24 protein-coding genes and 2 pseudogenes are annotated in these 23,687 nt (G+C 62.1%); 21 read left to right on the plus strand and 5 right to left on the minus strand.

Going from position 1 to position 23,687, the window contains the following annotated elements; all coding sequences use genetic code 11:
• Positions 1-175: 175 nt before the first annotated feature.
• From M1D34_RS25820 to M1D34_RS25855, 8 genes and pseudogenes are all read left to right on the plus strand, one after another.
• A complete protein-coding gene (locus M1D34_RS25820; protein WP_498785322.1) occupies positions 176-1,159 on the plus strand; it encodes an ABC transporter permease in 984 nt (327 codons plus the stop codon).
• Positions 1,156-1,887, plus strand: coding sequence for an ATP-binding cassette domain-containing protein (locus M1D34_RS25825; protein WP_498785324.1), 732 nt, complete (start codon positions 1,156-1,158; stop codon positions 1,885-1,887). The genes M1D34_RS25820 and M1D34_RS25825 overlap by 4 nt, the downstream gene beginning before the upstream one ends.
• Positions 1,888-1,894: 7 nt before the next feature.
• Complete coding sequence (locus M1D34_RS25830) at positions 1,895-2,650, plus strand: SDR family oxidoreductase (RefSeq protein WP_498785326.1); 756 nt, start codon at positions 1,895-1,897, stop codon at positions 2,648-2,650.
• Positions 2,650-3,537 carry an aldose 1-epimerase gene (locus M1D34_RS25835; RefSeq protein WP_498785328.1) on the plus strand — a complete coding sequence of 296 codons (888 nt, stop codon included), beginning with the start codon at positions 2,650-2,652 and terminating at the stop codon, positions 3,535-3,537. The genes M1D34_RS25830 and M1D34_RS25835 overlap by 1 nt, the downstream gene beginning before the upstream one ends.
• Positions 3,491-3,845, plus strand: a pseudogene (locus M1D34_RS25840) (RidA family protein). The gene M1D34_RS25835 and the pseudogene M1D34_RS25840 overlap by 47 nt, the downstream one beginning before the upstream one ends.
• A gap of 127 nt (positions 3,846-3,972) precedes the next feature.
• The gene (locus tag M1D34_RS25845) at positions 3,973-4,668 is read left to right on the plus strand and encodes a BA14K family protein (RefSeq protein WP_498785330.1); all 696 of its coding nucleotides are present in this window, start codon (positions 3,973-3,975) and stop codon (positions 4,666-4,668) included.
• A 262-nt stretch (positions 4,669-4,930) separates the two neighbouring features.
• Positions 4,931-5,782, plus strand: a complete 852-nt coding sequence (locus M1D34_RS25850) for a D-amino-acid transaminase (protein WP_498785332.1) — start codon at positions 4,931-4,933, stop codon at positions 5,780-5,782.
• 50 nt (positions 5,783-5,832) lie between these two features.
• Positions 5,833-6,870 (plus strand): DmpA family aminopeptidase, encoded by a 1,038-nt coding sequence (locus M1D34_RS25855; RefSeq protein ID WP_498785334.1) that lies wholly within the window; start codon positions 5,833-5,835, stop codon positions 6,868-6,870.
• A 17-nt stretch (positions 6,871-6,887) separates the two neighbouring features.
• Here M1D34_RS25855 and M1D34_RS25860 read toward each other — a convergent pair whose 3' ends face one another.
• Entirely contained in the window at positions 6,888-7,829 is a 942-nt protein-coding gene (locus M1D34_RS25860; RefSeq protein ID WP_498785336.1) for a LysR family transcriptional regulator, read from the minus strand.
• Positions 7,830-8,011: 182 nt separating this feature from the next.
• On the opposite strand from M1D34_RS25860, the gene M1D34_RS25865 reads away from it, so the two are divergent.
• The 8 genes and pseudogenes from M1D34_RS25865 to M1D34_RS25900 all read left to right on the plus strand — a co-directional run bounded on the left by M1D34_RS25865 (position 8,012) and on the right by M1D34_RS25900 (position 15,765).
• Positions 8,012-9,637, plus strand: a complete 1,626-nt coding sequence (locus M1D34_RS25865) for an amidohydrolase (protein WP_498785337.1) — start codon at positions 8,012-8,014, stop codon at positions 9,635-9,637.
• Between the two features lie 56 nt (positions 9,638-9,693).
• Positions 9,694-11,286, plus strand: a complete 1,593-nt coding sequence (locus tag M1D34_RS25870; protein WP_498785339.1) for an ABC transporter substrate-binding protein — start codon at positions 9,694-9,696, stop codon at positions 11,284-11,286.
• Between the two features lie 87 nt (positions 11,287-11,373).
• Positions 11,374-12,309, plus strand: a complete 936-nt coding sequence (locus tag M1D34_RS25875; protein WP_498785341.1) for an ABC transporter permease — start codon at positions 11,374-11,376, stop codon at positions 12,307-12,309.
• A gap of 5 nt (positions 12,310-12,314) precedes the next feature.
• Entirely contained in the window at positions 12,315-13,136 is an 822-nt protein-coding gene (locus tag M1D34_RS25880) for an ABC transporter permease (protein ID WP_100674058.1), read from the plus strand.
• Positions 13,133-14,044, plus strand: a complete 912-nt coding sequence (locus M1D34_RS25885) for an ABC transporter ATP-binding protein (protein WP_498785343.1) — start codon at positions 13,133-13,135, stop codon at positions 14,042-14,044. The genes M1D34_RS25880 and M1D34_RS25885 overlap by 4 nt, the downstream gene beginning before the upstream one ends.
• Positions 14,041-15,003 carry an ATP-binding cassette domain-containing protein gene (locus M1D34_RS25890; protein WP_498785345.1) on the plus strand — a complete coding sequence of 321 codons (963 nt, stop codon included), beginning with the start codon at positions 14,041-14,043 and terminating at the stop codon, positions 15,001-15,003. Before M1D34_RS25885 ends, M1D34_RS25890 begins: the two co-directional genes overlap by 4 nt.
• A gap of 87 nt (positions 15,004-15,090) precedes the next feature.
• Positions 15,091-15,345: a FitA-like ribbon-helix-helix domain-containing protein gene (locus M1D34_RS25895; protein WP_498785347.1), complete on the plus strand. Its 255-nt coding sequence runs from the start codon at positions 15,091-15,093 to the stop codon at positions 15,343-15,345.
• Positions 15,342-15,765, plus strand: a pseudogene (locus M1D34_RS25900) (type II toxin-antitoxin system VapC family toxin). The gene M1D34_RS25895 and the pseudogene M1D34_RS25900 overlap by 4 nt, the downstream one beginning before the upstream one ends.
• Here the strand turns inward: M1D34_RS25900 and M1D34_RS25905 are convergent.
• Positions 15,734-16,162 carry a GFA family protein gene (locus M1D34_RS25905; RefSeq protein WP_498785349.1) on the minus strand — a complete coding sequence of 143 codons (429 nt, stop codon included), beginning with the start codon at positions 16,160-16,162 and terminating at the stop codon, positions 15,734-15,736. The pseudogene M1D34_RS25900 and the gene M1D34_RS25905 overlap by 32 nt on opposite strands.
• 398 nt (positions 16,163-16,560) lie before the next feature.
• Here M1D34_RS25905 and M1D34_RS25910 point away from each other — a divergent pair, with 398 nt between their 5' ends.
• The gene (locus M1D34_RS25910) at positions 16,561-19,095 is read left to right on the plus strand and encodes a PAS domain-containing sensor histidine kinase (protein ID WP_498785351.1); all 2,535 of its coding nucleotides are present in this window, start codon (positions 16,561-16,563) and stop codon (positions 19,093-19,095) included.
• A gap of 27 nt (positions 19,096-19,122) precedes the next feature.
• Positions 19,123-19,485, plus strand: a complete 363-nt coding sequence (locus M1D34_RS25915; protein ID WP_498785353.1) for a response regulator — start codon at positions 19,123-19,125, stop codon at positions 19,483-19,485.
• A gap of 56 nt (positions 19,486-19,541) precedes the next feature.
• Here the strand turns inward: M1D34_RS25915 and M1D34_RS25920 are convergent, their stop codons facing one another.
• Positions 19,542-20,702 (minus strand): GGDEF domain-containing protein, encoded by a 1,161-nt coding sequence (locus M1D34_RS25920; RefSeq protein ID WP_498785354.1) that lies wholly within the window; start codon positions 20,700-20,702, stop codon positions 19,542-19,544.
• 407 nt (positions 20,703-21,109) lie between these two features.
• On the opposite strand from M1D34_RS25920, the gene M1D34_RS25925 reads away from it, so the two are divergent.
• The 3 genes from M1D34_RS25925 (at position 21,110) to M1D34_RS25935 (ending at position 23,230) form a co-directional block, all read left to right on the plus strand.
• On the plus strand, positions 21,110-22,027 hold the full coding sequence (locus M1D34_RS25925) for a DnaJ C-terminal domain-containing protein (RefSeq protein ID WP_498785356.1): 918 nt from the start codon (positions 21,110-21,112) through the stop codon (positions 22,025-22,027).
• On the plus strand, positions 22,024-22,362 hold the full coding sequence (locus M1D34_RS25930; RefSeq protein WP_498785358.1) for a chaperone modulator CbpM: 339 nt from the start codon (positions 22,024-22,026) through the stop codon (positions 22,360-22,362). The genes M1D34_RS25925 and M1D34_RS25930 overlap by 4 nt, the downstream gene beginning before the upstream one ends.
• Before the next feature lie 337 nt (positions 22,363-22,699).
• Positions 22,700-23,230: a c-type cytochrome gene (locus tag M1D34_RS25935; RefSeq protein ID WP_498785360.1), complete on the plus strand. Its 531-nt coding sequence runs from the start codon at positions 22,700-22,702 to the stop codon at positions 23,228-23,230.
• 51 nt (positions 23,231-23,281) lie between these two features.
• On the opposite strand, the gene M1D34_RS25940 is transcribed toward M1D34_RS25935, so the two are convergent.
• Positions 23,282-23,425, minus strand: coding sequence for a hypothetical protein (locus M1D34_RS25940; RefSeq protein ID WP_003525318.1), 144 nt, complete (start codon positions 23,423-23,425; stop codon positions 23,282-23,284).
• 90 nt (positions 23,426-23,515) lie between these two features.
• Positions 23,516-23,683 carry a hypothetical protein gene (locus tag M1D34_RS25945; RefSeq protein ID WP_498785363.1) on the minus strand — a complete coding sequence of 56 codons (168 nt, stop codon included), beginning with the start codon at positions 23,681-23,683 and terminating at the stop codon, positions 23,516-23,518.
• Between the last annotated feature and the right edge of the window lie 4 nt (positions 23,684-23,687).

A 23,687-nucleotide genomic window follows, 5' to 3' on the forward strand; every position in this document is an offset into this window, starting at 1 on the left:
CCGATAAGCAACAGGCGTCTTGCCCCAGCGACTTCGAGACTGGAGCGGGATGCGCGGCTTTCCGCCCGCATCCCGCTCCAGCACTCCGGATTCGATCACGTTGACGATCTCAGGCACCCGACCCTGGGATCGCCGTGATCCGGCAGGCACGACGCCGAACCATGAGTGGCAGCCCATGAAGCGATTTCTGAAAATCTATCTCGACAAGCCCGAGCTTGCCGGCCTTGCACTGCTGATCGTCCTCGTCCTCGTCTTCCAGGCGAAGTCGAACGGCATTCTTCTTTCCTTCGAGAACATGCGCGGCGTGATGGGCCTTCTGCCGGAAATGGCGCTCGTCGCCATCGGCGTGACGCTCCTGATGATCTGCGGCGAATTCGACCTGTCGGTCGGGTCCGTCTTTGCGCTGATGCCTATGTCGATGGCGGTGATACTGAATTCCGGCGTGCCCTTCACCGTCGCGGTGCTGCTCGGTCTCATGATCTGCGGGGCCATCGGTTTCATCAATGGTTATGTGACGCTGCAATTCTCGATACCGAGCTTCATCACCACGCTGGGGATGCTCTTCATCGCGCGCTCGCTGACCATCGTCATCTCCGGCGGTTTCCCGCCGCTTCTGCCGCCCGACCTGCCGACCTGGCTCTTCACGGACTACATCTGGCAGGGCTCACCCTTCCGCATGTCCTTCCTCTGGTTCGTGGTCATTGCTGCACTGGTGGCGGCGCTGCTGTCGCTCACCAATTTCGGCAACTGGATCCGGGCGACCGGCGGCTTTAACGAGGCCGCCGCCTCGATGGGCATTCCGGTCAAGCGCGTGAAGATCGTCTGCTTCATGCTCTGCTCGCTGCTGGCGGGCTTTGCAGGACTGCTTCAGGTGCTGCGTCTCGGCTCGCCGCTGCCGTCGATCGGCGAAGGGCTGGAATTGCAGGCCGTCGCCGCGGCCGTGATCGGCGGTACGGCGCTTGCCGGCGGTATCGGAACGGTCTTCGGCGCCATCATCGGTACCCTTCTGATCCGCACGATCGACAATGGCCTCGTCCTTTCCCGTGTCGATGCCAACTGGTTCAAGTTCGCGATCGGGGTTCTCACCATGTTTGCCGTCATCGCCAATGCCTGGATGGGCAAGATGTCCCGCAAGATCAAGGTGGAGGCGCACAAATGACCACACCGATCATCGAATGCCGCAACCTTCAGAAATGGTACAGCGGCGTGCATGCGCTGAAGAATGTCGACCTCACGATCCACCCCGGCGAGACCGTCGGCCTCGTCGGCGACAATGGCGCCGGCAAGTCGACGCTCATCAAGATTCTCTCGGGCGTCCACCATCAGGATTCCGGCGACGTGCTGATCGAAGGCCGCAAGGTGGCTCTTCGCAGCCCCAAGGATGCGATGCGCCACGGGCTGGAGACGATCTATCAGTACAATTCCATGGTCCCATCCATGTCGATCGCCCGCAATCTGTTCATCGGCCGCGAGCCCATGAAATGGTCGGTCTTTGGCGTCGGGATCATGGACCAGAAGCGCATGCGCGCCGAAAGCATCCAGGCCATCGCCGATGTCGACCTGCATCTGCGCTCGCCGGATGCGCTGGTCGGAGAGCTTTCGGGCGGCCAGCGGCAGGGCGTTGCGATCGCGCGCGCTATGCATTTCAAGTCGAAGGTGCTGATCCTGGACGAGCCGACGAACCATCTTTCGGTCAAGGAGACCGACAAGGTGATCGGCTTCGTGCGCGGCTTGAAGGCGCAGGGCCTGACCGGAATCTTCATCTCGCACAACATGCAGCACATCTTCCAATCCTGCGACCGCATCGTCGCGATGGCCCGCGGCGAGATCGTGTTCGACAAACCGACCGCGGACACTTCGATAGACGAGGTTCACGCGCTTCTGTGAGGTAACGATGACAGAGCTTTCCGGAAAGACCATCCTCATTACCGGCGCGCTCGGCACGCTCGGCCGCGCCCAGGCCGAGCGGCTGGCGCGCGCCGGCGCCGCCTTGATATTGCTCGACAGGCCCGGCGCCGAAGCCGGGGAGGGCTTCGCGGCCCGTGTCGCCGCGGCTCACGGTGTCAGCGCGATCTATGTCGGCGAGGACCTGAACGACCTGGCTTCGGCGGAAAAACGCGCAGCTACGCTTTCCCGCGAGCATGGCGGCATCGACATTCTCATCAACAATGCGGCGCTCATCATCAACAAGCCTTTCGAGGAATTTTCGCTGGAGGAATACGAGGATCAGGTCCGTGTCAACTCGTCGGCAGCCTTCGCGCTTGCCCGAGCCGTAGCGCCCGGGATGAAGCAAAAGCGCTACGGCAAGATCGTGAACTTCTGCTCCATCACGTTGAACGGCCGCTGGGACGGCTATGTGCCCTATGTGGCGTCCAAGGGCGCGATGCTGGGACTGACGAAGGCGCTTGCGCGCGAGCTCGGCCCCCACGGCGTGCGCGTCAACGCGGTGTCGCCGGGCGCGGTGGTCTCGGAGGCGGAAGAGCGGGTCTTTGCCGACCGCCTGCAACAATACAATGACTGGATTGTCGAAAACCAGTCGCTGAAGGCGCGCATCCAGCCCTCGGACGTCGCCGACCTGGTCCACTTCCTCGTCTCGCCGGCCTCCGACATGATTTCCGGCCAGAACATCGCGATCGACGGCGGCTGGTGATGCCGGCGATCGAGCTCTCCAACGGCGATGCCCGCATCGTCGTGCGGCCCGATCTCGGAGCCGGGCTGACGGCATTCGACGTGCTGCACGATGGCGCCTGGCAACCGATCTTCCGCAGGGTCGATCCCTCTACCGCGCACCCCTTCGCGCTTTCGAACATTCTGTTGGTTCCTTTTTCCGGGCGGGTTTCCGGCGGCGGGTTCACGTTCGACGGAGCCTTTCATGCCCTGCCGCGAAACGTCGAGACGGAGCCATACCCGATCCACGGGAACGGCTTTTCGGCCGTCTGGGACGTCGCGTCCCTGAGTGCGGATCTGATCACGCTCGCCCTTTCCGTCGAGGGACCGGGGCCTTTCCGCTACGATGCAAGGATGTCCTACCGCCTGCAGGGCGCCGGCCTGGTCATGGAATTGAGCCTCGTCAACCGCGCCAGGATCCGTCTGCCCTATGGCGCCGGTTTCCATCCCTGGTTCGTGCGCGAGCCGGATACGACGCTGTACGCGCCGGCCCGCGGCGTCTGGCTCGAGCGATCCGATCACCTGCCAAGGGCCCATGATGCCATAGCCGCACATCCGGATATGGATTTCAACAGGCCGCGGCGATTGCCGGCGCGCTGGATCAACAACTGGTTCGACGGTTGGGACGGCATGGCCCGCATCCACTGGCCGAGCCGGGGGCTCGCGGCCGACGTGGATGCGAGCGAGGCGCTTCGCCAATACGTCGTCTTCTCGCCCGCTGCGGCTGCAGATTTCTTCTGCTTCGAACCGGTGACGCACCCAGTCGACGCGTTCAATCTTCCCGGCAAGGCCGAAGCCCACGGGCTCAAGATTCTCGAACCGGATGAATCGCTCGCCATCTCTATCCGTGTCGCCGCAAATTTTGGCTGAGCAAGTCCTGAGCTGCAGGCTCCAAGTTAGTAGCCGTTCCGATGGCACTCCAGAAGCGGATTTCGGGCGCCAGGTCCAATTGGCTTTCGAAATCTACGGGCGACGCTGAATGCGGCGGACTGCACCTTCGACGATATAGTTGATGTGACCACGTTCCACACCGACCCCGAGAACCAGTTCAAAACCATCATGGCTGTCAAGAATCAGGTCTTCGGCGCTCCACCCTCTGGACCGCGCTGGGCGTAAACTGGCTTGCCGGGTTCGATTTCGAGATCAAAGTCATCGCGAGCATTCCCGAGGCGGCATAGGATTTCTTCCACCGGAGCGCCGGCACCGCAGCCCCCCTGTCCCCGAAAGCTCAAGCATTCTGAGGCCTCGTCGGAACTTGAGACCGAGCCCCGGCATTTCTTCCGTGGAAGGATGAAGGAGGCTTAGGTGAAAACGGCGTTGGCGGTATTTGGCGGGTTCGTTCTGTCTCTCGCGTTGTTCCTGAGTGGGGCGGTGGTCGCAGTCTTGTTCCTCACCGGCAAGCCTGAGCGCCAACCGCAGCTGAACGTGGATCAATCAGAAATATGGACCAAGCAGCCGCGAGCAGTCGACAGGGCGGCCCAGCAATTCGAGCGGCTTCCCGCCCGCCCCGCCCCGTCCGACCTCAACGCTTCGAGAGAGCCTGAGACGCCCGAAATGGCCAATGAGGCCGAAAAGGAACGCTCTCCGGAGCCATTGGACAAGATGGCCACCGCTTCAATTCCACCGCAGCCAGCGGAGGAGGAGCCGACGGCGTCGACGGTGCCTGCCGCTCACGCCGACTGGTGTGCGAAACGCTATCGCAGTTATCGTCCGTACGACAACAGCTACAGATCTTTCAGTGGCGGACGGCGGACCTGCAACTCACCCTACATGGATGCGGCGTGGGGGCCGTCGCAGGATCTTTCGCCTGTAACGCCCGGTATCGATGCGGAAGATACCGATGACCCCTCAACGCAGATGGAATACTCGGCCGATGATGGCGAGGCAATCAGGCTGACGCAGGAGCATGTTGCCTATTGCTTCAGCCGCTACCGCTCCTACCGCCCCGAAGACAACAGTTACCAGCCTTACAGCGGCGGCCCGCGCAGACAGTGCCGGTAACGAGGCGCCTGGTCGATTGCGCCGGGAGACGGCGTCAACCGATTGAAAACAAAATCTCAGGCAAATTTTGCATAGGATGCTGCCCGAATTGAATTGGTCAGCCGCGGCAAGTCGTTCCTATGTTCCGCCATGACTGCATGTCTCGTTTCATCGGATCCGATGAAAGAAGAAACATGCGGCAAATTGACCGATCTTGCAGCGACCTTTGCGCGTCCGAAAGAGGCGCGGCGCTGTAGGGCAACGGGCGCAGCAAGGGGAACAGATGGGCAGGATCGTCTATGTCCACGGCCAATTCGTACCGGAGGAGGAGGCCCGCATCGGGCTTTTCGATCGCGGCTTCCTGTTCGGCGATGCCGTCTACGAAGTGACGGCGGTTATCGGCGGACGGATGATCGACAACGACCTGCACCTTGGCCGTCTCGAACGCTCGCTGAGGGAACTCGCCATTCCGCTCGGCCTCTCGCGTAGGGAGATTGCCGGCGTCCAGGCGGAATTGATCGCCCGCAACGCCTTGCGGGACGGCACGATCTATCTGCAGGTCTCGCGCGGCGAGGCGGATCGCGACTTTCTCTATTCCGACGCACTGGAGCCGCGGTTCGTCGGCTTCACTCAGGCGAAGACGCTGACCGGCACGAAGGCCCAGCAGGACGGCATCTCGGTCGATCTGGCCGACGATCCGCGCTGGCACCGTCGCGACGTCAAGACCGCCATGCTGCTCGGTCAGGTCATGGCGAAGCAGGCGGCCCGCGCCCGCGGTTTCGACGATGTCTGGCTGGTGGAGAACGGGCTGGTGACGGAGGGCGCATCCTCCACGGCCCATGTCATCACCGGTGACGGGCGCATCCTTACCCGCGCCGCGTCGCGCGCGACGCTGCCCGGCTGCACGCAGCGCGCCCTTGCGCTGCTCTGTGCCGCCGAGGGTCTCGCGATCGAGGAGCGCGCTTTCACGCCCGACGAGGCGCAGGCCGCCGCGGAGGCGTTCCAGACCTCCGCTTCCAGCCTCGTCATGCCCGTCGTGCGCATCGGCGACCGGATGATTGGCAACGGCAAGCCCGGTCCGATGACCCGAAAACTCCAGGCCCGCTATCTGGAAGCGGCCGGCGTTCCGGTTTAGATCCGTTGACTGTTTCACTGAAACAGCAAAGCGATGCCGGGAGGGGCGATATGAAGACCGCACGGGAACTGGGGCTGATCCCGCAGGGCAGGCTGGAACCGGGGCTGGGCAATGCCATCACCGACGTCGAGGGCGTTTCGGTCGGCCACCGGTCGCTGCGCGGCGAGGGCCTCTTCACCGGGGTCACGGCAATCCTCCCGCATGCAGGCGACGTGTTCCGCGTGAAGCCGCGGGCGGCGGTGGAGGTCATCAACGGCTTCGGCAAGTCGGCGGGGCTGATGCAGGTGGCCGAACTCGGCACGATCGAGACGCCGATCCTGCTCACCAACACCTTTGGTGTTGCCGCCTGCACCGAAGCGCTGGTCCGCCGCGCCATCGCCGCCAACCCGGAGGTCGGGCGAAAGACCTCGACCGTCAATGCACTGGTCTGCGAGTGCAATGACGGCAGCATCAACGACATTCAGGCGCTGGCGGTAACGGCCGCCGACGCCGAGGCGGCGCTGGACGCCGCGCGCACGGGGCCGGTGGAGCAGGGTGCGGTCGGCGCCGGCTCCGGCATGACCGCCTTCGGCTTCAAGGCCGGCATCGGCACGGCCTCGCGGCGCATGCGGATCGGCAAGCGCGACTTCACGCTCGGCACGCTTGTCCTTGCCAATTTCGGCGCGGCGGGGGACCTCGTCCTGCCGGACGGACGCCGGCCCGATCCGCGGGTGCCGGCCGGTCCCGAGCGCGGCTCCGTCATCGTCGTCATGGCGACCGATCTTCCCTTGGCGGATCGCCAGTTGCAGCGGGTCGCGCGGCGTGCCGGCGCGGGCCTTGCCCGGCTCGGCGCCTTCTGGGGCCATGGCAGCGGCGATGTCGCCCTCTGTTTCACCACCGCCGGTCCGGTGGAACATGATCCCGCCACACCGTTCACCACGCAGGAGCGGCTCGCCGACGGCCATATCGACGTCGCCTTCCGCGCCGCCGCCGAGACGACGCAGGAGGCGGTCCTGAACGCGCTCTGCATGGCCCCCGCCATGCCGGCGCGCAACGGCCGCATCTATCCCTGCCTTGCCGACTGGTTGATGGAGAACCCGTCCCCGTGATCTTCGTGAAGGTCTGATCAGGCCGGTGCGGGTTCCAGGAGTCGCTGCGCTGTCGCCCATAGTTCCTCGACCTTGCGGTTGCGGCTCGCTGCGTGGCGGTAAAGGCGGATCTCGAGGTCGAGGTTCCAACCCTCGTCGGCAGAGGCAGGTACGAGGCGGCGCGCGTCGATTTCCTCGCGCGCCAGGCTTTCCGGCAGCCAGCACACGCCCGCCCCCGTCACCGCCATGTTCATAAGGCCGGCGCTGATCGTGTTTTCGTGCGTTGTACGGCGCCGGAAGGGCGGGCGGCGCAGCAGCAGGCGCGACAGGGCGACCCCGAAGAAGGAATTGAAGCCGTAGCTCAGATAGGGGATGGCGAGCCGCGGCTGCGCGATCGCGCGGTCGAGGAGGTTCAGCCCCGGCTGCGCATCGCCGGACAGCACGATCTCCGCCGCGACCAACGGAATCAGCCGGTCATGGGCGACGGTCAGCGAGGAAAACTGCCCGCTATCGAGATGAAACGGCACTTCCGGATGCGCATAGGTGAGGAAGAAATCCGCCTCATCGCCGACGAGCGCGTCGAGGTTAGCTTCGATTCCGCCGCGGTCCGGAATGAGCGAAGTGCTGAACGATCCACCCGCCGCTTCCAGCATCTTCAGCCAGCGGGGAAAGAAGGTGACCGTCAGCGTATGCAGCGCCGCAAAGCGGATGAGGCCCGGCTCGTGCGGGAGACGCAGCACTTCGCGCGCCGCATAGAAGGTGCGGATCGCTTCCTGTGCGACGGGAAGGAAATTGCGCCCCGCAGGCGTGAGCTCGGCCGGCATGGTCGCGCGGCTGATGAGCGTCGCGCCCAGCCAACTCTCCAACTGCTTGATCCGGCGGCTGAAGGCCGGTTGGGTCACGTTGCGCAGCTCGGCCGCCCGCGAGAAGCTGGACGTGTCGGCAAGCGTCACGAAATCCTCCAGCCACTTGATCTCCATGTCCGCTTCCCTTTGCTGCGCGCGTGCTGCGGCCGATCATAAGTCATTCAATCGAAATAGGTATGTCGTTTCTGCATGGGTTGGTGCCAAAAGCGAATTGGCCAAGCCAACTACAACCTTCCACGTTGCGCCTGGAGGAAATAGGTGCCGGCCCGTCCGGTACCGACAGGGGGGAGTTGTGAATGGCGTTCGGAATAGAAGCCGATCTTATCCTCATCAATGGCCGGATCTGGCGCGGCCGGGAGGAGGGCATCAGCGAGGCTATCGCCGTGTGGCAAGGCAAGGTTCTTGCAACCGGCAGCGATACGGACATCTTAGGCCTGAAGGGGCCGCGCACCGAGGTCATCGACCTCGAAGGCCGCTTCGCCACCCCCGGCCTCATCGACAACCACCTGCATCTCATCGCAACCGGCATGGCCATGGGCTGGGTCGACGCCACGCCCGCGAGCGCACCGACGCTCGCCGCCCTGATGGGCCGGATTTCCGACCGCGCAGCCACAACGTCGAAGGGCGGCTGGGTGCGCGCCCGCGGCTATGATCAGGTCAAGCTCGACACCGGACGGCACCCGACGCGTGACGATCTCGATCGCGTGGCCCCCGATCACCCGGTCCTGCTGACACGGGCCTGCGGCCATGTCTCGATCGCCAACTCCCGCGCTCTGGAGCTTGCCGGCATCACCGAGGCAACGGCCGTGCCGGAAGGCGGCGTGATCGGCGTCACGGAGGGCCGGCTGAACGGCTTCCTGGCGGAAAACGCCCAGAACCTCGTCAAGGCTGCCATGCCGCCGGCAACGACAGAGGACCTGATCGACGGAATCGAGCGGGCAGGGCGGTATCTCCTCTCCTTCGGCATCACGAGCTGCATGGATGCGGCCGTGGGGCAGGTCTCCGGTTTTGCTGAAATCCAGGCCTATGAGATGGCCAAGCTTTCCGGCCGGCTGCCTGTGCGCGTCTGGCTGACCCTGCTCGGCGATCCCGGCGTTTCCATCGTCGAGGATTGCTGGCGCGCGGGCCTTCTTTCCGGCGCCGGCGACGACATGCTGCGCGTCGGCGGCGTCAAGGTCTTCCTCGACGGCTCGGCGGGCGGGCGCACCGCCTGGATGACGAGGCCCTATCGGGGCGAAGCGGACAATACCGGCGTGCAGATGCTGCCGGACGCGGAGGTCGAGGCGGTCGTCATGGCCTGCCACGACCGCGGCTATCAGATGGTCTGCCACGCCATCGGCGACGGCGCGATCGAACAGCTAATCACGGCTTACGAGAAGGCGCTTGCCGCAAATCCCGATCCCGACCGCCGCCATCGCGTCGAGCATTGCGGCTTTTCCACACCGGATCAAAATGCGCGCATGAAGGCGGCCGGTATTCTGCCTGCGCCGCAGATGGCCTTCATCCACGATTTCGGCGACAGCTACATATCCGTGCTCGGGGAGGAGCGCGGCCGGTTATCCTACCCGATCGGCACCTGGATGCGCATGGGCTTGAAACCGTCGACCGGCTCGGATTCGCCGGTCTGCTCGCCCGATCCTTTCCCGAACCTGCACGCGATGCTCACGCGCCAGACCGGCAAGGGCACGGTGATGGCGGCATCCGAACGGCTGAGCCGCGAGGAGGCATTGCAGGCCTATACGGAATACGGCGCCTATTCGCAGAAAGCCGAGGGGGTGAAAGGGCGGCTCGTGCCCGGCCAGTGGGCGGACATCGCCGTCTTCGACAACGACCTTCTGGCTGCCCCGCCCGAAACCATCCTTTCGGACACAAGCTGCGTGCTGACCCTGCTTGCGGGCCGCGTCGTGCATGATGCGCGCTGACGGCCTGACGAACTGAACCGAAACGATGCCGAGAACGGCACGAGAGGGAGAACGAAATGCTGAAGAGATTGACACTGGCCGCAATGCTCAGCCTCGGCGTGGCTGCCGGGGCGCTTGCCGCGGGCGAGCGCCATGGCGGAACGCTCGTCTTCACCGCGCCCTACGGCTCGAGCTTCGCCACGCTGGACGTGCAGTCGAGCCCTAACACGCAGGAAGAGTTCATCACGCAGGCCATCCACCGTGCGCTCTACAGCTGGGATTCGAACCAGAACAAGCCCGTCCTGGAACTGGCGACCTCGGAGGAGGTTTCCGAGGACGGCATGGTCCACACCTATCACCTGCGTAAAAACGCCGTGTTCCACAACGGCAAGCCGCTGACGGCCGACGACATCATCTACAGCTACAAGCGCATCGCCAATCCGGAAAACGCCTTCCCCGGCGCGAGCTTTATCGCCGTCATCAAGGGCGCCGAGGACTATATCGCCGGCAAGGCCGACGAGATTTCGGGGCTGAAGAAGATCGATGACCACGCGCTGGAGATCACCTATACCGGCACGATCAATCCCGGCTTCCCGCTGATGCAGAACACGACGGTCATCTATCCTTCGAATGTCGAGGACGAATCGACCTTCGGCAAGAATCCGGTCGGCCTCGGCGCCTTCGTCTTCAAGGAGCACGTGCCCGGTTCGCAGGTCGTCGTGGAAAAATTCGACAAGTACTACGAGGAGGGCAGGCCCTATCTCGACCGCATCAACATCGTGCTGATGGCCGAGGACGCCGCGCGCGACGTCGCCTTCCGCAACAAGGAAATCGACGTTTCGATCCTCGGCCCCACCCAGTACCAGGCCTATCAGGGCGAGGAGGGTCTGAAGAATCACCTCCTGGAAGTCGCCGAGGTCTATACCCGCAATATCGGCTTCAACCCCGCCTTCGAGCCCTTCAAGGACAAGCGGGTGCGCCAGGCAATCAACCATGCCATCAATGCGCCGCTGATCATCGAGCGCCTGGTTAAGAACAAGGCCTACCCGGCCTCCGGCTGGCTGCCGATCTCCTCGCCCGCCTTCGACAAGGACAAGGCGCCCTACGCCTACGATCCGGAGAGGGCAAAGGCGCTGCTCGCCGAGGCCGGCTATGCGGACGGCTTCGAATTCGAGGTGACGGCGAGCCCGAACGAAAGCTGGGGCGTGCCGATCGTCGAAGCCATCCTGCCGATGCTGAAGAAGGTCGGCATCACCGTGAAGCCGAAGCCGGTCGAAAGCTCCACGCTCGGCGAGGCGGTGACGACCAACAACTTCCAGGCCTTCATCTGGTCGAACCTTTCCGGCCCCGACCCGCTGAACGCACTGCGTTGCTACTATTCGAAGACGGCGCAATCGGCCTGCAACTACACCAGCTATGCAAGCCCGGAATTCGACAAGCTCTATGAGGCGGCGCAGCAGGAACGCGACCCTGCCAAGCAGAACGATCTCCTGCGCCAAGCCAACAACATCGTGCAGGACGACGCTCCGGTCTGGTTCTTCAACTACAACAAGGCGGTGATGGCATACCAGCCGTGGATCCACGGCCTCGTTCCGAACGCCACGGAACTGGCGGTCCAGCCCTATGACGAAATCTGGATCGACGAGACGGCGCCGTCATCGCGCCAGTAAGACCTTGAGGGGGAGGGGGTAGCAGCGGCTGCCCCCTCATCGATTGCCGCCGCGCCCGTGTACGGGGCGGCCAGAACGGAACCGCTCATGCTTCGTTTCACCCTGCGCCGCATCCTGCAGATCATACCCACGGTCGTAGTGGTGGCGTTGCTTATCTTCGTCATCTTCAGCGTCGTACCGGGGACCTTCGCCGCAAGCCTCTTCGCCGACGGCAGGCGCGCCGCCGACCCGCAGATGATCGCCCGCCTCAACGAGGAATTCGGGCTGAACAAGCCGTTGATGGAGCGCTTCGTGACCTATGTCACGGACCTTGCGCAATTCGATCTCGGCACCAGTTTCCGCACCCGTCAGCCGGTGATCGACCTCATCAACGACCGCATGTGGGCCTCGCTGCAACTGGCGATCGCCGCCATGGTCTTCGCTCTCGTCGTCAGTGTGCCGCTCGGCTTCATTGCGGCGCTGAGGCCCGGCTCGATGCTCGATACGGTGACGATGATCGGGGCGGTGTCAGGCCTCTCCATGCCGCAGTTCTGGCTGGGCCTCCTGATGATGTATCTCTTCGCCCTGCAGCTGAACTGGTTGCCGAGCTTCGGCTACGGCGACGGGTCTTTCCGGAACCTGATTCTGCCCGCCGTCACGCTCGGGGTCACGCCGCTTGCACTTCTCGCGCGCACCACGCGGGCCGGAGTCCTCGATGTCCTCAACGCCGACTTTATCCGCACCGCCCATTCCAAGGGCATGAGCGAGGCCAAGGTGGTGCGCTGGCATGTGGCGCGCAACGCGCTGGTGCTGATCGTCACGACCGTCGGCCTGCAATTCGGTTCGCTGATCGGCCAGGCCGTCGTCATCGAGAAGCTCTTCGCCTGGCCCGGCATCGGCTCGCTTCTGGTAGATAGCGTGGCGAGCCGCGACATTCCCGTGGTGCAGGGTACGATCCTCGTGATCGTGCTCTGGTTCCTCGTCATCAACACGGCCGTCGATCTGATCTATGCCGCGATCGATCCGCGCATCAAGCAGGAGTGACGGGAATGCGCCTCGGCTTCAACTTCTGGCTCGGTGCCGGACTGACGACGCTGGTGATCCTCGCCGGCATCCTCGCCCCGTGGATTGCGCCCTTCGACCCCGTGCTCGACGCGGACCTGATGAACTCCGAACTGCCGCCGGACGCCACCTTCTGGTTCGGCACGGACGGGCAGGGGCGGGACGTCTACACCCGCATCCTCTACGGCGCGCAGATCTCGCTGACGGTCGGCATCGTCTCTCAGGTGATCAACTCGATCATCGGCGTCACGCTCGGCATGACCGCCGGCTATTGGGGCGGCTGGTGGGACGATCTGGTGAACGGCTTCACGAACGTCATGCTCGCCATTCCCTCGCTGATCTTCGCGCTCGCCGTGATGGCGGTGCTGGGTCCCGGCCTACCGTCGCTGCTCATCGCGCTCGGTCTCACCAACTGGAGCTGGACCTGCCGCATCGCCCGCTCTTCGACACTCTCCCTGAAGTCGCTGGGCTATGTGCAGGCGGCGCAGACGCTCGGCTACGGGGACCTTCGCATCATGTTCACACAGATCCTGCCGAACATGATGGGGCCGATCCTCGTCATGGCGACGCTCGGCATGGGCTCCGCGGTGCTTTCGGAAGCCGCGCTCTCCTTTCTGGGCCTCGGCATTCAGCCGCCGTTCCCGAGCTGGGGCTCGATGCTGACGGATGCGCGCCAGCTCATCCAGCTCGCGCCCTGGGTGGCCATCTTCCCCGGCCTTGCCATCTTCCTCTCGGTGCTCGGCTTCAACCTTCTCGGCGACGGCCTGCGCGACAGCCTCGACCCGCATATGAGGACGCGTACCCCATGAGCGCGCTTCTGGACATCAAGGAACTCCACATGGGCGTCGCGGTCGGCCGCTCCGTCAATCGTCCGCTCCTCAAAGGAGTCTCCTTCCAGATCATGCCGGGCGAGGCCTATGGTCTCGTCGGGGAGTCCGGCTCGGGCAAGTCGGTGACTTCACTCGCCGTCATGGGGCTTCTCAAGAAGCCGCTCGCAGTCTCCGGCGGCGAGATCCTGTTCAAAGGCCAGAATCTGCTGGAGCTGCCGAAGCGCGAGATGCGGCGCCTGCGCGGCAACCGCATCGCCATGATCTTTCAGGAGCCGATGACGGCACTGAACCCGCTCTCGACCATCGGCCGGCAGATCGCCGAAATGTTCGTGCTGCATCAGGGAAAGAGCTGGGACGAGGCGCAAAAACTCGCAATCGAAGCGCTCGCCAACGTGCGCGTGCCCAATCCCGACCGGCGTGCGCGCAACTATCCTCACCAGATGTCGGGGGGCTTGCGCCAGCGCGTGATGATCGCCATGGCGCTCGCCTGCAATCCGGACCTCCTGATCGCCGACGAGCCGACCACGGCGCTCGACGTCACCGTGCAGGCCGAGGTGCTGCGCCTGATCAAGGAACTCTGCGCCGAGCGCGGTACGGCGGTTCTCTTCATCAGCCACGATCTCGGCGTGATCGCCAGCATCTGCCAGCGGGTCGGCGTCATGTATGCCGGCTGCCTCGTCGAGGAGAACGAGACAAGGGCGCTTTTCGCGGCACCGCGGCATGAATATACCCGTGGGCTCCTCGGCGCCCTGCCGCGCTTCGGCAGCCGCAGTCTGCACGGCCGTCAGCGGCTGGTCGACATCGACAGCATCATCGCCGACCGGTCGAAGCTCACCGAGACCCGCTTCATCGCGCCGCGCAGCGCGAAAGAGGGTGGTCAGCCATGACCGACCCCCTGTTGGAGGTGAATGACCTGCATGTCCGCTTTTCCCTCTCCGGCGGAGGGCTGCTCGGAACCGGGCGGCGCATGCTGCATGCCGTCAACGGCATCAGCTTCTCGCTCGCCAAGGGCGAATGCCTGTCGATCGTCGGGGAATCCGGCTGCGGCAAATCCACGACGGCGCTCTCCGTCCTCGGTCTTCAGGAGCCGACCGAAGGTACGATCCGCTATCGCGGTCAGCCGCTCACAGGGCCGGGCGCGCCCGGACGGATGCAGCGTGCCAAGGCGGTGCAGATGGTTTTCCAGGACCCCTATGCCTCGCTGAACCCGCGCCAGTCGGTACGCACCTCGCTCGCCGCGCCGCTGCGGCTGCACGGCATCACGGCGGCGTCGGAGATCGCCGACCGGATCGAGGTCATGCTTGCCAATGTGGGGTTGACGCCCGAGCAGGCGAACCGCTATCCGCACGAGTTCTCCGGCGGCCAGCGCCAGCGCATCGGCATTGCCCGCGCGCTCATCCTCGAACCGGAAATCGTCGTGCTAGACGAACCGGTATCCGCCCTCGACGTGTCGATCCGCGCACAGATCATTAACCTGCTGCTGGACCTACAGGAAAAGCTCGGCCTCGGCTACCTGATGATCAGCCACGACCTGAGTGTGGTGGAACATATGAGCGACCGGGTGCTGGTGATGTTCTTCGGCCAGGTCGTGGAGGAGGGCGGCTGGCGGGACATCTTCGAAACGCCCGCCCATCCCTATACGCGTCGGCTCATCGCCGCCATTCCCGATCCGGATGCAGCGGTGAACCCGGGGACGAAAGACCACTTTGCCGATGTGCCGCTTCCTGCCGGTCGCAGCTTCGCATTTGACGGCAGCACGGCACCGGACGTCTTTTCCGCGCCCCCGACCTCCGAACTCGTCGAGATCGCGCCTGGCCACCGTATGAGATTGGTGCCAGCAGTCTAGGAAGCTTAAGGCCCTGTCGCTCAAGTTTCGGCGTGACTGCAAAACAATTATATTGCTGTCATTGAAAGCGAATGCGAGGGCGTGACTATGGCGATCCTGACGGTTCGGAATGTCCCCGATGAAGTGCATCGCGCCTTGCGCGTGAGAGCGGCGATGCACGGCCGCAGCACCGAGGCGGAAGTCCGGGAGATTTTGGAAAGTGCGGTGAAACCCGAGCAGCGCGTTCGCATGGGCGATGCCCTGGCTGAGCTCGGCCGGCGATTGGGGCTGACCAATGACGATTTCGCACTGTTCGACGAGACACGTGACAAGGCGTCGGCGCAGCCCATGAGATTTGAATGATTGTCCTGGATACGAATGTCGTCTCCGAGGCGATGAAACCGGCTCCCGATCCGGCCGTGCGCTCGCTCCTGGTTGAACGAGCAGGTCGCTGAAACCTTGTATCTGGCCAGTGTGACCTTGGCCGAGCTGCTGTTCGGCATCGGTGCGCTGCCGGACGGTCGGCGCAAGAAGGCTCTGACCGAAATGCTTGACGGCGTGCTCGAACTGTTTGGCGATCGCGTATTGCCGTTCGAAATTGGAGCTGCTCGCCATTATGCCGAGCTTGCGGTGACCGCTCGAGCGGCCGGCAAGGGATTTCCGACGGCCGACGGATATATTGCCGCCATTGCCGCCTCCAGGGGATTTATCGTCGCGACACGCGATAGCAGCCCGTTCGAAGCGGCTGGACTTACCGTGGTAAATCCTTGGCTCCGCCGATGATTGGAAGGTCTTGGAAATGCTCTACCGTTCCATCAAGTTGCACCCATTTGTGTTTCGATCGTTCGAATACTGACATGGCAGGTGGCGCGAAGGCCGGGTCGGCAAATGAACCTACCGCCACCCCGATCCAGGACGGCGACGCGTCGGCTTTCCAATAGAGGGTCGAACCGCAGCTTGGGCAAAAATGCAATCGGACCTTGCGACCGCTCTCGGCAGTGCGAATGTATTCTGTAGACACTCCAGATATTTCGACACAGTCGATCGAGTAGAACGCATTAGCGCTGAACGGAGCACCAGTTCTTCGCTGGCAAGCGAAACAGTGACACAGCGCGGTCAATTGTGGCGGTTCGCTAAGTATCAGTCTTAGAGCGCCGCAGGCGCATTGGGCATTGGTCATCGAAACTCCTCCCGCTTACACGGTGAGATTGCGTCTATTGAGGGCTGAAGCGCGGGCCCGAACCGCAATTCATTGCGGTGGGCGATGCGAAGGGGCTGGACCTGATGCAATTTCAGGCTCACAGAAGCTCGAATGTAGATCTCTAAAGCGCCGGGGTCCAGAGTGGGATGAGGAAAAGTGCGTGCGGTTTTCCTCCCGCATCCCGCGTCTCATGATTTTAATAACGCTGCCGGTTCGACAATGCGCGGGTCAGAAAAGGCGGGAACAAAACCGCGTGCGGTACGTTGATGCAGGTTGCGCGCTGCGCACCTGGGGACCGCGCGTCGAGCAGAGTTGTCTTTCCACGACACCGGCTGAGATTCAATCGACCCCTTGAAGAGCCGTAAGGGAAAGCATTTATGTCGAATGTCGAGGAATTTCCGCTCACCGGTCGCGTACTGACCGAATACGAAGCGCTGATCACGTCAGCTCCAACTGCGCTTGATGCTATACCGGGAGCCGTTTACGTCTGTGATCACGAGGGCTGGCTCGTGCGATACAACGCGGAGGCTGCCGAACTTTGGGGTAGACAGCCATCGCTTAGCGCGCCGCGAGAGCGATTTTGTGGTTCCCAACGTCTTTTCCTCTCAGACGGCTCGCCCATGGCGCACCAGGAGTGCCCCATGGCTGAGGCGATCAAGACCGGTGTCTCGACGCGCAACGCCGAGGTGATCATCGAAAGACCCGACGGATCCCGCATCTTTGCGCTCGTGAATATTCGCCCACTCAGAGACCATCGGGGAGTAATTCAAGGGGCGATCAATTGCTTCCAGGATATTTCGCAACAAAAGCGGATCGAAGCGGAGGTTAACCGCAAGAGCAAGGACCTGGAGGACTTTTTCGAAAACAGCGCCATCGGGCTGCACATCGTTAGCGCCGCGGGGATCATTCTGCGGGCGAATAAGGCAGAGCTGGAACTCCTGGGGTATCCGGCGGACGAGTATGTAGGCCGGCACATTGCTGAATTTCACGCCGATGCACCGGTTATCGGCGATATTCTTGACCGCCTTTCCTGCGGCGAAAAACTCGATCGCTATCCCGCCCGTTTGCGCGCACGAGACGGCTCGATCAAGCATGTGCTGATCACTTCCAACAGTCGCTTCGAGGATGGGAAATTCGTCAATACGCGGTGCTTCACGACCGATGTGACCAGCCTGCACGAAACAGAAGACGCGTGGCGCGAGACCGAGGAACGTTTGGCGGCCACGTATCAGGCGGCCACGATCGGGATCGCCGAGTCCGATGCGGATGGGCGCCTATTGCGGGTGAATGATGCATTTTGCACCATGCTGGGCCGCTCGCGCGAGCAACTGCTGAACATGACGTTCCTCGACTACACGCACGAGGATGACCGCGACGAGGAGACCCGTTGCTATTCGCGGCAGGTCAGCGGAGAGACCGATACCTATGCGATCCGCAAGCGCGCCGTGAAGGCGGACGGGACGGTGATCTATCTCGACGTTTACAGCTCGACTGTGCGCGATCGCAACGGTCGATTCCGTTATGGCGTGCGGGTTCTGCTTGATGTCACCGAAGCCAAACGCATGGACGATCGCCGCCGCGAAAGCGAACAGAACATGCGTGACTTGCTCGAGGCGCTGCCCGCCGCCGTCTACACCACAGATGCCGAAGGTCGCATCACCTTCTTCAATAAGGCGGCTGTCGAGATGGCCGGCCGCACTCCACAGATCGGAGATAAATGGTGTGTCACCTGGCGTCTCTATAGGCCGGATGGCACCTACCTGCCGCACGACCAATGTCCAATGGCCGTGGCGCTCAAAGAAGATCGGCCGGTCCGTGGCGAACAGGCCGTGGCCGAAAGACCGGATGGTACCCGTGTGCCGTTCATACCCTATCCCACTCCGCTGCATGATGTCGCCGGCAAGCTTGTTGGGGCGGTCAACATGCTGGTGGACATCTCCGATCGCGAGAAAGCTGCGGAATATGCGGAACGGCTCGCGTCCATTGTCAGATTCTCGGATGATGCGATCGTTAGCAAGGACACGCAAGGCGTTATCCAGACTTGGAATAGAGGCGCCGAACGCCTGTTCGGCTATAGCGCCGAGGAAGTGATCGGAAAACCTATAACCATCCTCATTCCGCCCGACCGCCAGGACGAGGAGCCGGGCATCCTTGAAAGGATTCGGCGAGACGAGCACATCGACCATTATGAGACGGTACGAATTCGAAAGGACGGAAGCTTGATCGATGTCTCGTTGACGGTTTCCCCTTTGAAAGACGCCCGCGGTCGCGTCGTCGGCGCGTCGAAGATCGCGCGCGATATTACTGAAAGGCGACGCAACGAAGAACATCGCAAACTCCTGGTCAACGAACTGAACCACCGCGTGAAGAACACGCTTGCCACGGTTCAATCGCTGGCTGCGCAAACCTTCCGTGGTGTAAATGCAAGCCAGGACTTTGGCCGGTTCCAAAGCCGGCTCGTAGCATTGGCAAGGGCGCACGACGTGCTTACTCGGGAGAGTTGGCAGGGTGCGGATCTTCAAGAGGTCCTTCACGCGACGATCAATCCAATCTGCGTGGAACCCCAGCAGCGCGTTCAGGCCTCTGGTCCGCCGCTCCGGTTGCGGCCGAAAATGGCGTTGGCATTATCGATGGCTTTTCATGAGCTTTGCACGAATGCTGCAAAATACGGGGCGCTCACGAACGACGGCGGTCTGATCAAGGTCAACTGGCATGTCAGCGATTGCGAGAGCGTGTCTCACCTGCATTTACAATGGGAGGAGATTGGTGGTCCATCTGTCAAAGTCCCAGCGCGGACGGGTTTTGGCACTCGTCTGCTCGAACGTGCTTTGGCCCGCGAACTCGGCGGCAAGGTTGATCTTGTTTTTGCGCCCAGCGGCGTGCGCTTTCACATCGAAGCGCCACTCACATAACGTCCAATGCTTTTACGGGCTCGACGCATGACAGAGCGCAGACTTCGGGTACTCGTGGTCGAAGACGAATCCATGATCGCCATGCTGATTGAAGATAGTCTATGCGAACTCGGGCATGAGGTCGCCGCTATAGCCTCTCGGATGCCGGAGGCGCTCGATGTGGCGCGGAAAGGGCAGTTCGACATCGCCATCATCGACGTCAACCTGGACGGGGAGCCCAGTTATCCCGTTGCGGACATTCTGGCGGAACGCAACGTACCGTTCATTTTTGCCACGGGCTATGGCAGCAAAGGCCTTGATGCAAGATACTCGAACATCCCCTTGCTGACGAAGCCGTTTCTGGACAGCGAACTGCAAACGGCGCTCGCGGAGATTTCAAGGGACGTTTAGCGAGCGGTTCTTGCGCCGTCGGCGCTCCTTTTCGGTGCACCCGCGGCCTAGATCCATCAGACACCGGCGATTGCCTGTCGGTATGCGTTGACGCGATCTCGGCCGGAACGCTTCGCCTCGTACAGCGCTTCGTCCGCGCGAGCGATCAGATCCGATAAAGCTTCACCTCTGCGAATCTCAGCGATCCCTACACTCGCTGTCACGCGCCATTCCTTCGGGAGCCCATCGAACACTGCCGTACCAACGCTCGTGCGCAGTCGCTCAGCTACAATACGCGCGCCTTCCAATTCGCAATTGGGCATAAGTATCAAGAATTCTTCCCCTCCCAACCGACCACAAACATCAACTTGTCTCGCCGTGGCGAGCATCAGCTGACCGAAGGTCTTTAGAACAGCGTCACCCGCGAGATGGCCGTGCGTGTCGTTCACCTTCTTGAAATGGTCGATATCGACGACCATCAAACTGATTGGCCATGCATGCGGACCCTGCAGTCGCTCGGTCGCGAATTCTTCGAAACCCCGTCTGTTCAGCAGTCCGGTGAGCGGATCCAGCGCACGTTCCCGTCGCAGTTCGTCAAGGGTGTCGCTTACAGCCACCTGAACGATAGCCAATGCAAGTGCCACCCCCAGCACCGCGACGGAGTACTGTAGTGCGAGCCAGAACGGCGAGGATGCGAAGGTAGTGGCGGATGGGGCGACTAGCCCGACGGTGAGAGTGGTCCTCAAGAAGAAGTGTATCGAAAACGCCAGCAAAACCCAGAAGAGGACGCGTTCTGCAGCTTTCCCGTAGCGCAGCCCACGCAGACGCAAAGTGGAGGCAAGACAGATCACCCCAATCCCGAAATTGAGAAGATAGATGCGGGTAATGAGCTGGCGGTCGATATAGAAGAAATAAGCGATCCCTCCCACGATCAAGATGATGCTGGCGACATACTCTGCCCAATGCAAGCCACGCCCGGATCGCCTCAGCAGTCCATCACACAGGACCAACACGCTTGAGACATATATGAACGCCGATACGACAGCATTTGGGCCTGCTCCTTCAGGGATCGCGAAGATCTGCGACATCGCTCCGATACAGAAGAGCAGGGCGCCTCCACCATAATACAAGAGATGCTTGCGCCGCCGATCTATCATCCAGATCCACACGAATGTGGCTGCAAAAAGAAGAAGAATGGTCGGTCCAATCAGGATGAGGGGATTTGATGGGACGCGCATTGCTATCAGGGCTCTATGTTGCCAACTGTTCGACTGCGAATATTGATGAAGTCTTGATGAAGCAAGTCGCAGTGAGTATTCCGTGATACGGCTGTATTGCTAGGGGACGTCAACGCGGCGTGCGCCTGTGGTACCTTGGAACGCGGCGGTCCGCAATGTTTGTCGCGAGCTCGCGACCGGAAAACGGGCGCAATCGCCGAATGTAAGCGGTCAGCTTATCCGCATCGATCTTGAGGAGGGCGATGTCGCTTGGCTTGTACTCCTCCGCCGCCGAGCCCTTCGACCCGCTACCCTGCCGTCGTCTCAATCTTGCGGACCTTCTCCTGCGGGCTAAATTAAACTGAAGGTGTTGACGCGCAGCTTGCCGCAGCCGTGCTGTCGACGTGCACGTCAAATGGAGGTGATCGGTGACTGATGATCCCTATCAGATACTCGGCGTTCCGCGTACCGCTAAACCGGATGAGATCCGCAAGGCCTACCGCAAGCGCGCAAAGGAGCTGCACCCGGATCTGCATCCAGGCGACAAGGAGGTGGAAGCCAAGTTCAAGGCGCTTTCCGCAGCCTACCATCTGCTGAACGATCCCGAGCAGCGGGCCCGGTTCGACCGGGGCGAGATCGATGCATCAGGGGCTGAACGGCCGCAGCAGCAGTTTTACAGGCACTATGCCGATGCGGGCCACGCACGGCGGTATGGATCAGCGGGCGGAACCGGCGAATTCGAAGACGTGTCGGACATCTTCGCGGATCTTTTCGGGCGGGGCGGGGCGGGGGCTCGTTTCAAGGCGCGCGGGCAGGACCTTCATTATCAACTCGAACTCGAGTTCCTGGACGCGGTAAACGGCGCCCGGCGCCGTATCACCTTTCCCGACGGAAACACGCTCGACTTGGCCATTCCTGCCGGCACACGTGATGGCAGCACGCTGCGGCTGAGGGGCAAGGGGGCGCCAGGGATTGCTGGCGGGGAGCCCGGAGACGCCTTGATCGAAATCAGCGTCCGTTCTCACTCGGTCTTCCGCCGTGAAGGCAACGACATCGAAATAGATCTGCCAATTACGCTTTATGAAGCGGTGCTTGGTGCGAAGATCGAAGTGCCGACGATCTCCGGCCGCGTATCGATGACCATCCCCAAGGGTTCAGATACGGGCGACATCCTGCGTCTCAGGGGCAAAGGGGTGAAGTCTCAGCACGGCCCCGCCGGGGATCAGCGTGTCACGCTGAAGGTCGTTCTACCGACGGCGACCGATCCCGATCTCGAGCGTTTCATGGAAACTTGGCGGCAGAGCCACGCTTATGACCCGCGCGAAGCTCTACGGAGGGCCACATGAAATTGACGGAGAAGCAAGTCCTTGATCAGTTCGATGCTGTAACCCTCAGGCAGCTGCGCCAGTGGGTGCAAAGCGGCTGGATCGTGCCGGCTCAAGGCGAGAGCGGGCCCTCATTTGACGACGTCGACGTCGCTCGAATCCGACTGGTTTGTGAGCTCCGGCGCGACATGAACGTCAACGATGACGCTGTGCCGATCATCCTTGCGCTGCTGGATCAGCTCTATGGGCTGAGACGGGAGCTTAGAACGATCGCGACTGCGCTGTCGGAACAGCCTGATGAGGTACGCCGGCAATTGAAGCAGGCGCTCTTGTCGCGTATCGGCCAACGGCATTAAATCACGATGTTTTTAGGTCGGGTCGACCTAAAATCATGAACGTGATCGATTCCAAGAAGTTGGAGCGGGATGCGGGCGGAAAACCGCACACACTTTTCCTCATCCCGCTCTATATGAGCTGCGCGCTATCGTTTTCGCAAAGGCGCTGCAGGACGCTGGCCCAGGAGCGCTCTCTGGCCGCACTTTCCGAGGGGTCGTCGCCGATTAGTGCGACCTCCGTCGGGCACGAGCCTCACCGAAGCTCGGCGATTTTCCGTTAATTCCAAATAACTAATATATAGCGCGACTCCGTTATGGTATTCAGTTTGCTTCAGCAGCGAGCCTCAGGGAGGTAAGCATGTTTCGGTTGTGTGTTGGGTTCGCATGTTTCGCCACCTCTGCCTTTGGGCTACAGCCGCTCGGGGCAGTTGCTGCCGACGATCCCGAAATTGCGCGGGGGGAATATCTCGTCACCATGGGCGGCTGCAACGATTGCCACACACCGGGATATTTTTTCGGAAAACCGGACAGCTCGCGTTTTCTCGGCGGGTCGGATGTAGGGTTCGAAATCCCCGGAGAGGGTGTTTTCGTCGGTCGCAACATCACGCCCGACAAGCAGACCGGCATCGGCAGTTGGACTAGGGAGCAGATCGTGACTGCCATTCAGACCGGGCAGCGCCCCGACGGCCGCATGCTGGCGCCGATTATGCCGTGGCACGCATTTGCGCAACTCACAAAAGAAGACGCAGGCGCAATTGCAGCATTCCTTCAAAGCCTGAAGCCGGTAAGTTATCAGGTGCCGGGCCCGTTCAAGCCAGGGGAAAAGGTATCGACCTTTATGTTCAGGATATTGCCCCCGGGCGAAACCGCGGCCGCAGCGCCAAAATAGCCGTTGCCCGCGGCTCCGAAGTCTTTGAGCGCCCCCGCCGTTGCCTTGGGCTCAGCCTTTGTGTTTGCCACCCTGCGGGCTGCTTTTCTCGGCATTCTTGAGCTGGTTGGTGAAGCTCGTCTCTACCTTCACCGGCGCCTTTTCCTTTTTCGGCTTCCGCGCCTCGCGGTTGCCTCTCACTTGTCCTTTAGCCATCGATGCGATCCTCTTGACGTTGAATTTGATGAAGCTGGCCCGCCATACGGGCGGGCCAGATGAGAAACAGGCCGTGCGTCCAATATGCTCTCAAATGAGCCGGTCGTCATCAGCCGCTTGAGGCGCGCGACGCGGCGCTCCCGTTGTGCCCGATTTCTTGTTCTCTTCTTTCGCGGCTTTGCTTATTTGCTGGGTACGATTGGTTTCGGCTTCCTTCAGCGAGGGCTGCGGGTCGGGCTTTCTCTCGAAACGGATCATTTGA

This window comes from Ensifer sp. D2-11, assembly GCF_054161295.1.

Bases quoted from the DNA above. Each gene is read 5' to 3' on its own strand.
- M1D34_RS25865 (WP_498785337.1), top strand. From the start codon at position 8,012: ATGGCGTTCGGAATAGAAGCCGATCTTATCCTCATCAATGGCCGGATC.
- M1D34_RS25935 (WP_498785360.1), top strand. From the start codon at position 22,700: ATGTTTCGGTTGTGTGTTGGGTTCGCATGTTTCGCCACCTCTGCCTTT.
- M1D34_RS25890 (WP_498785345.1), top strand. From the start codon at position 14,041: ATGACCGACCCCCTGTTGGAGGTGAATGACCTGCATGTCCGCTTTTCC.
- M1D34_RS25870 (WP_498785339.1), top strand. From the start codon at position 9,694: ATGCTGAAGAGATTGACACTGGCCGCAATGCTCAGCCTCGGCGTGGCT.
- M1D34_RS25905 (WP_498785349.1), bottom strand. From the start codon at position 16,162: ATGACCAATGCCCAATGCGCCTGCGGCGCTCTAAGACTGATACTTAGC.
- M1D34_RS25910 (WP_498785351.1), top strand. From the start codon at position 16,561: ATGTCGAATGTCGAGGAATTTCCGCTCACCGGTCGCGTACTGACCGAA.
- M1D34_RS25850 (WP_498785332.1), top strand. From the start codon at position 4,931: ATGGGCAGGATCGTCTATGTCCACGGCCAATTCGTACCGGAGGAGGAG.
- M1D34_RS25945 (WP_498785363.1), bottom strand. From the start codon at position 23,683: ATGATCCGTTTCGAGAGAAAGCCCGACCCGCAGCCCTCGCTGAAGGAA.
- M1D34_RS25915 (WP_498785353.1), top strand. From the start codon at position 19,123: ATGACAGAGCGCAGACTTCGGGTACTCGTGGTCGAAGACGAATCCATG.
- M1D34_RS25855 (WP_498785334.1), top strand. From the start codon at position 5,833: ATGAAGACCGCACGGGAACTGGGGCTGATCCCGCAGGGCAGGCTGGAA.
- M1D34_RS25930 (WP_498785358.1), top strand. From the start codon at position 22,024: ATGAAATTGACGGAGAAGCAAGTCCTTGATCAGTTCGATGCTGTAACC.
- M1D34_RS25895 (WP_498785347.1), top strand. From the start codon at position 15,091: ATGGCGATCCTGACGGTTCGGAATGTCCCCGATGAAGTGCATCGCGCC.
- M1D34_RS25880 (WP_100674058.1), top strand. From the start codon at position 12,315: ATGCGCCTCGGCTTCAACTTCTGGCTCGGTGCCGGACTGACGACGCTG.
- M1D34_RS25920 (WP_498785354.1), bottom strand. From the start codon at position 20,702: ATGCGCGTCCCATCAAATCCCCTCATCCTGATTGGACCGACCATTCTT.
- M1D34_RS25885 (WP_498785343.1), top strand. From the start codon at position 13,133: ATGAGCGCGCTTCTGGACATCAAGGAACTCCACATGGGCGTCGCGGTC.
- M1D34_RS25940 (WP_003525318.1), bottom strand. From the start codon at position 23,425: ATGGCTAAAGGACAAGTGAGAGGCAACCGCGAGGCGCGGAAGCCGAAA.
- M1D34_RS25875 (WP_498785341.1), top strand. From the start codon at position 11,374: ATGCTTCGTTTCACCCTGCGCCGCATCCTGCAGATCATACCCACGGTC.
- M1D34_RS25820 (WP_498785322.1), top strand. From the start codon at position 176: ATGAAGCGATTTCTGAAAATCTATCTCGACAAGCCCGAGCTTGCCGGC.
- M1D34_RS25830 (WP_498785326.1), top strand. From the start codon at position 1,895: ATGACAGAGCTTTCCGGAAAGACCATCCTCATTACCGGCGCGCTCGGC.
- M1D34_RS25860 (WP_498785336.1), bottom strand. From the start codon at position 7,829: ATGGAGATCAAGTGGCTGGAGGATTTCGTGACGCTTGCCGACACGTCC.
- M1D34_RS25835 (WP_498785328.1), top strand. From the start codon at position 2,650: ATGCCGGCGATCGAGCTCTCCAACGGCGATGCCCGCATCGTCGTGCGG.
- M1D34_RS25825 (WP_498785324.1), top strand. From the start codon at position 1,156: ATGACCACACCGATCATCGAATGCCGCAACCTTCAGAAATGGTACAGC.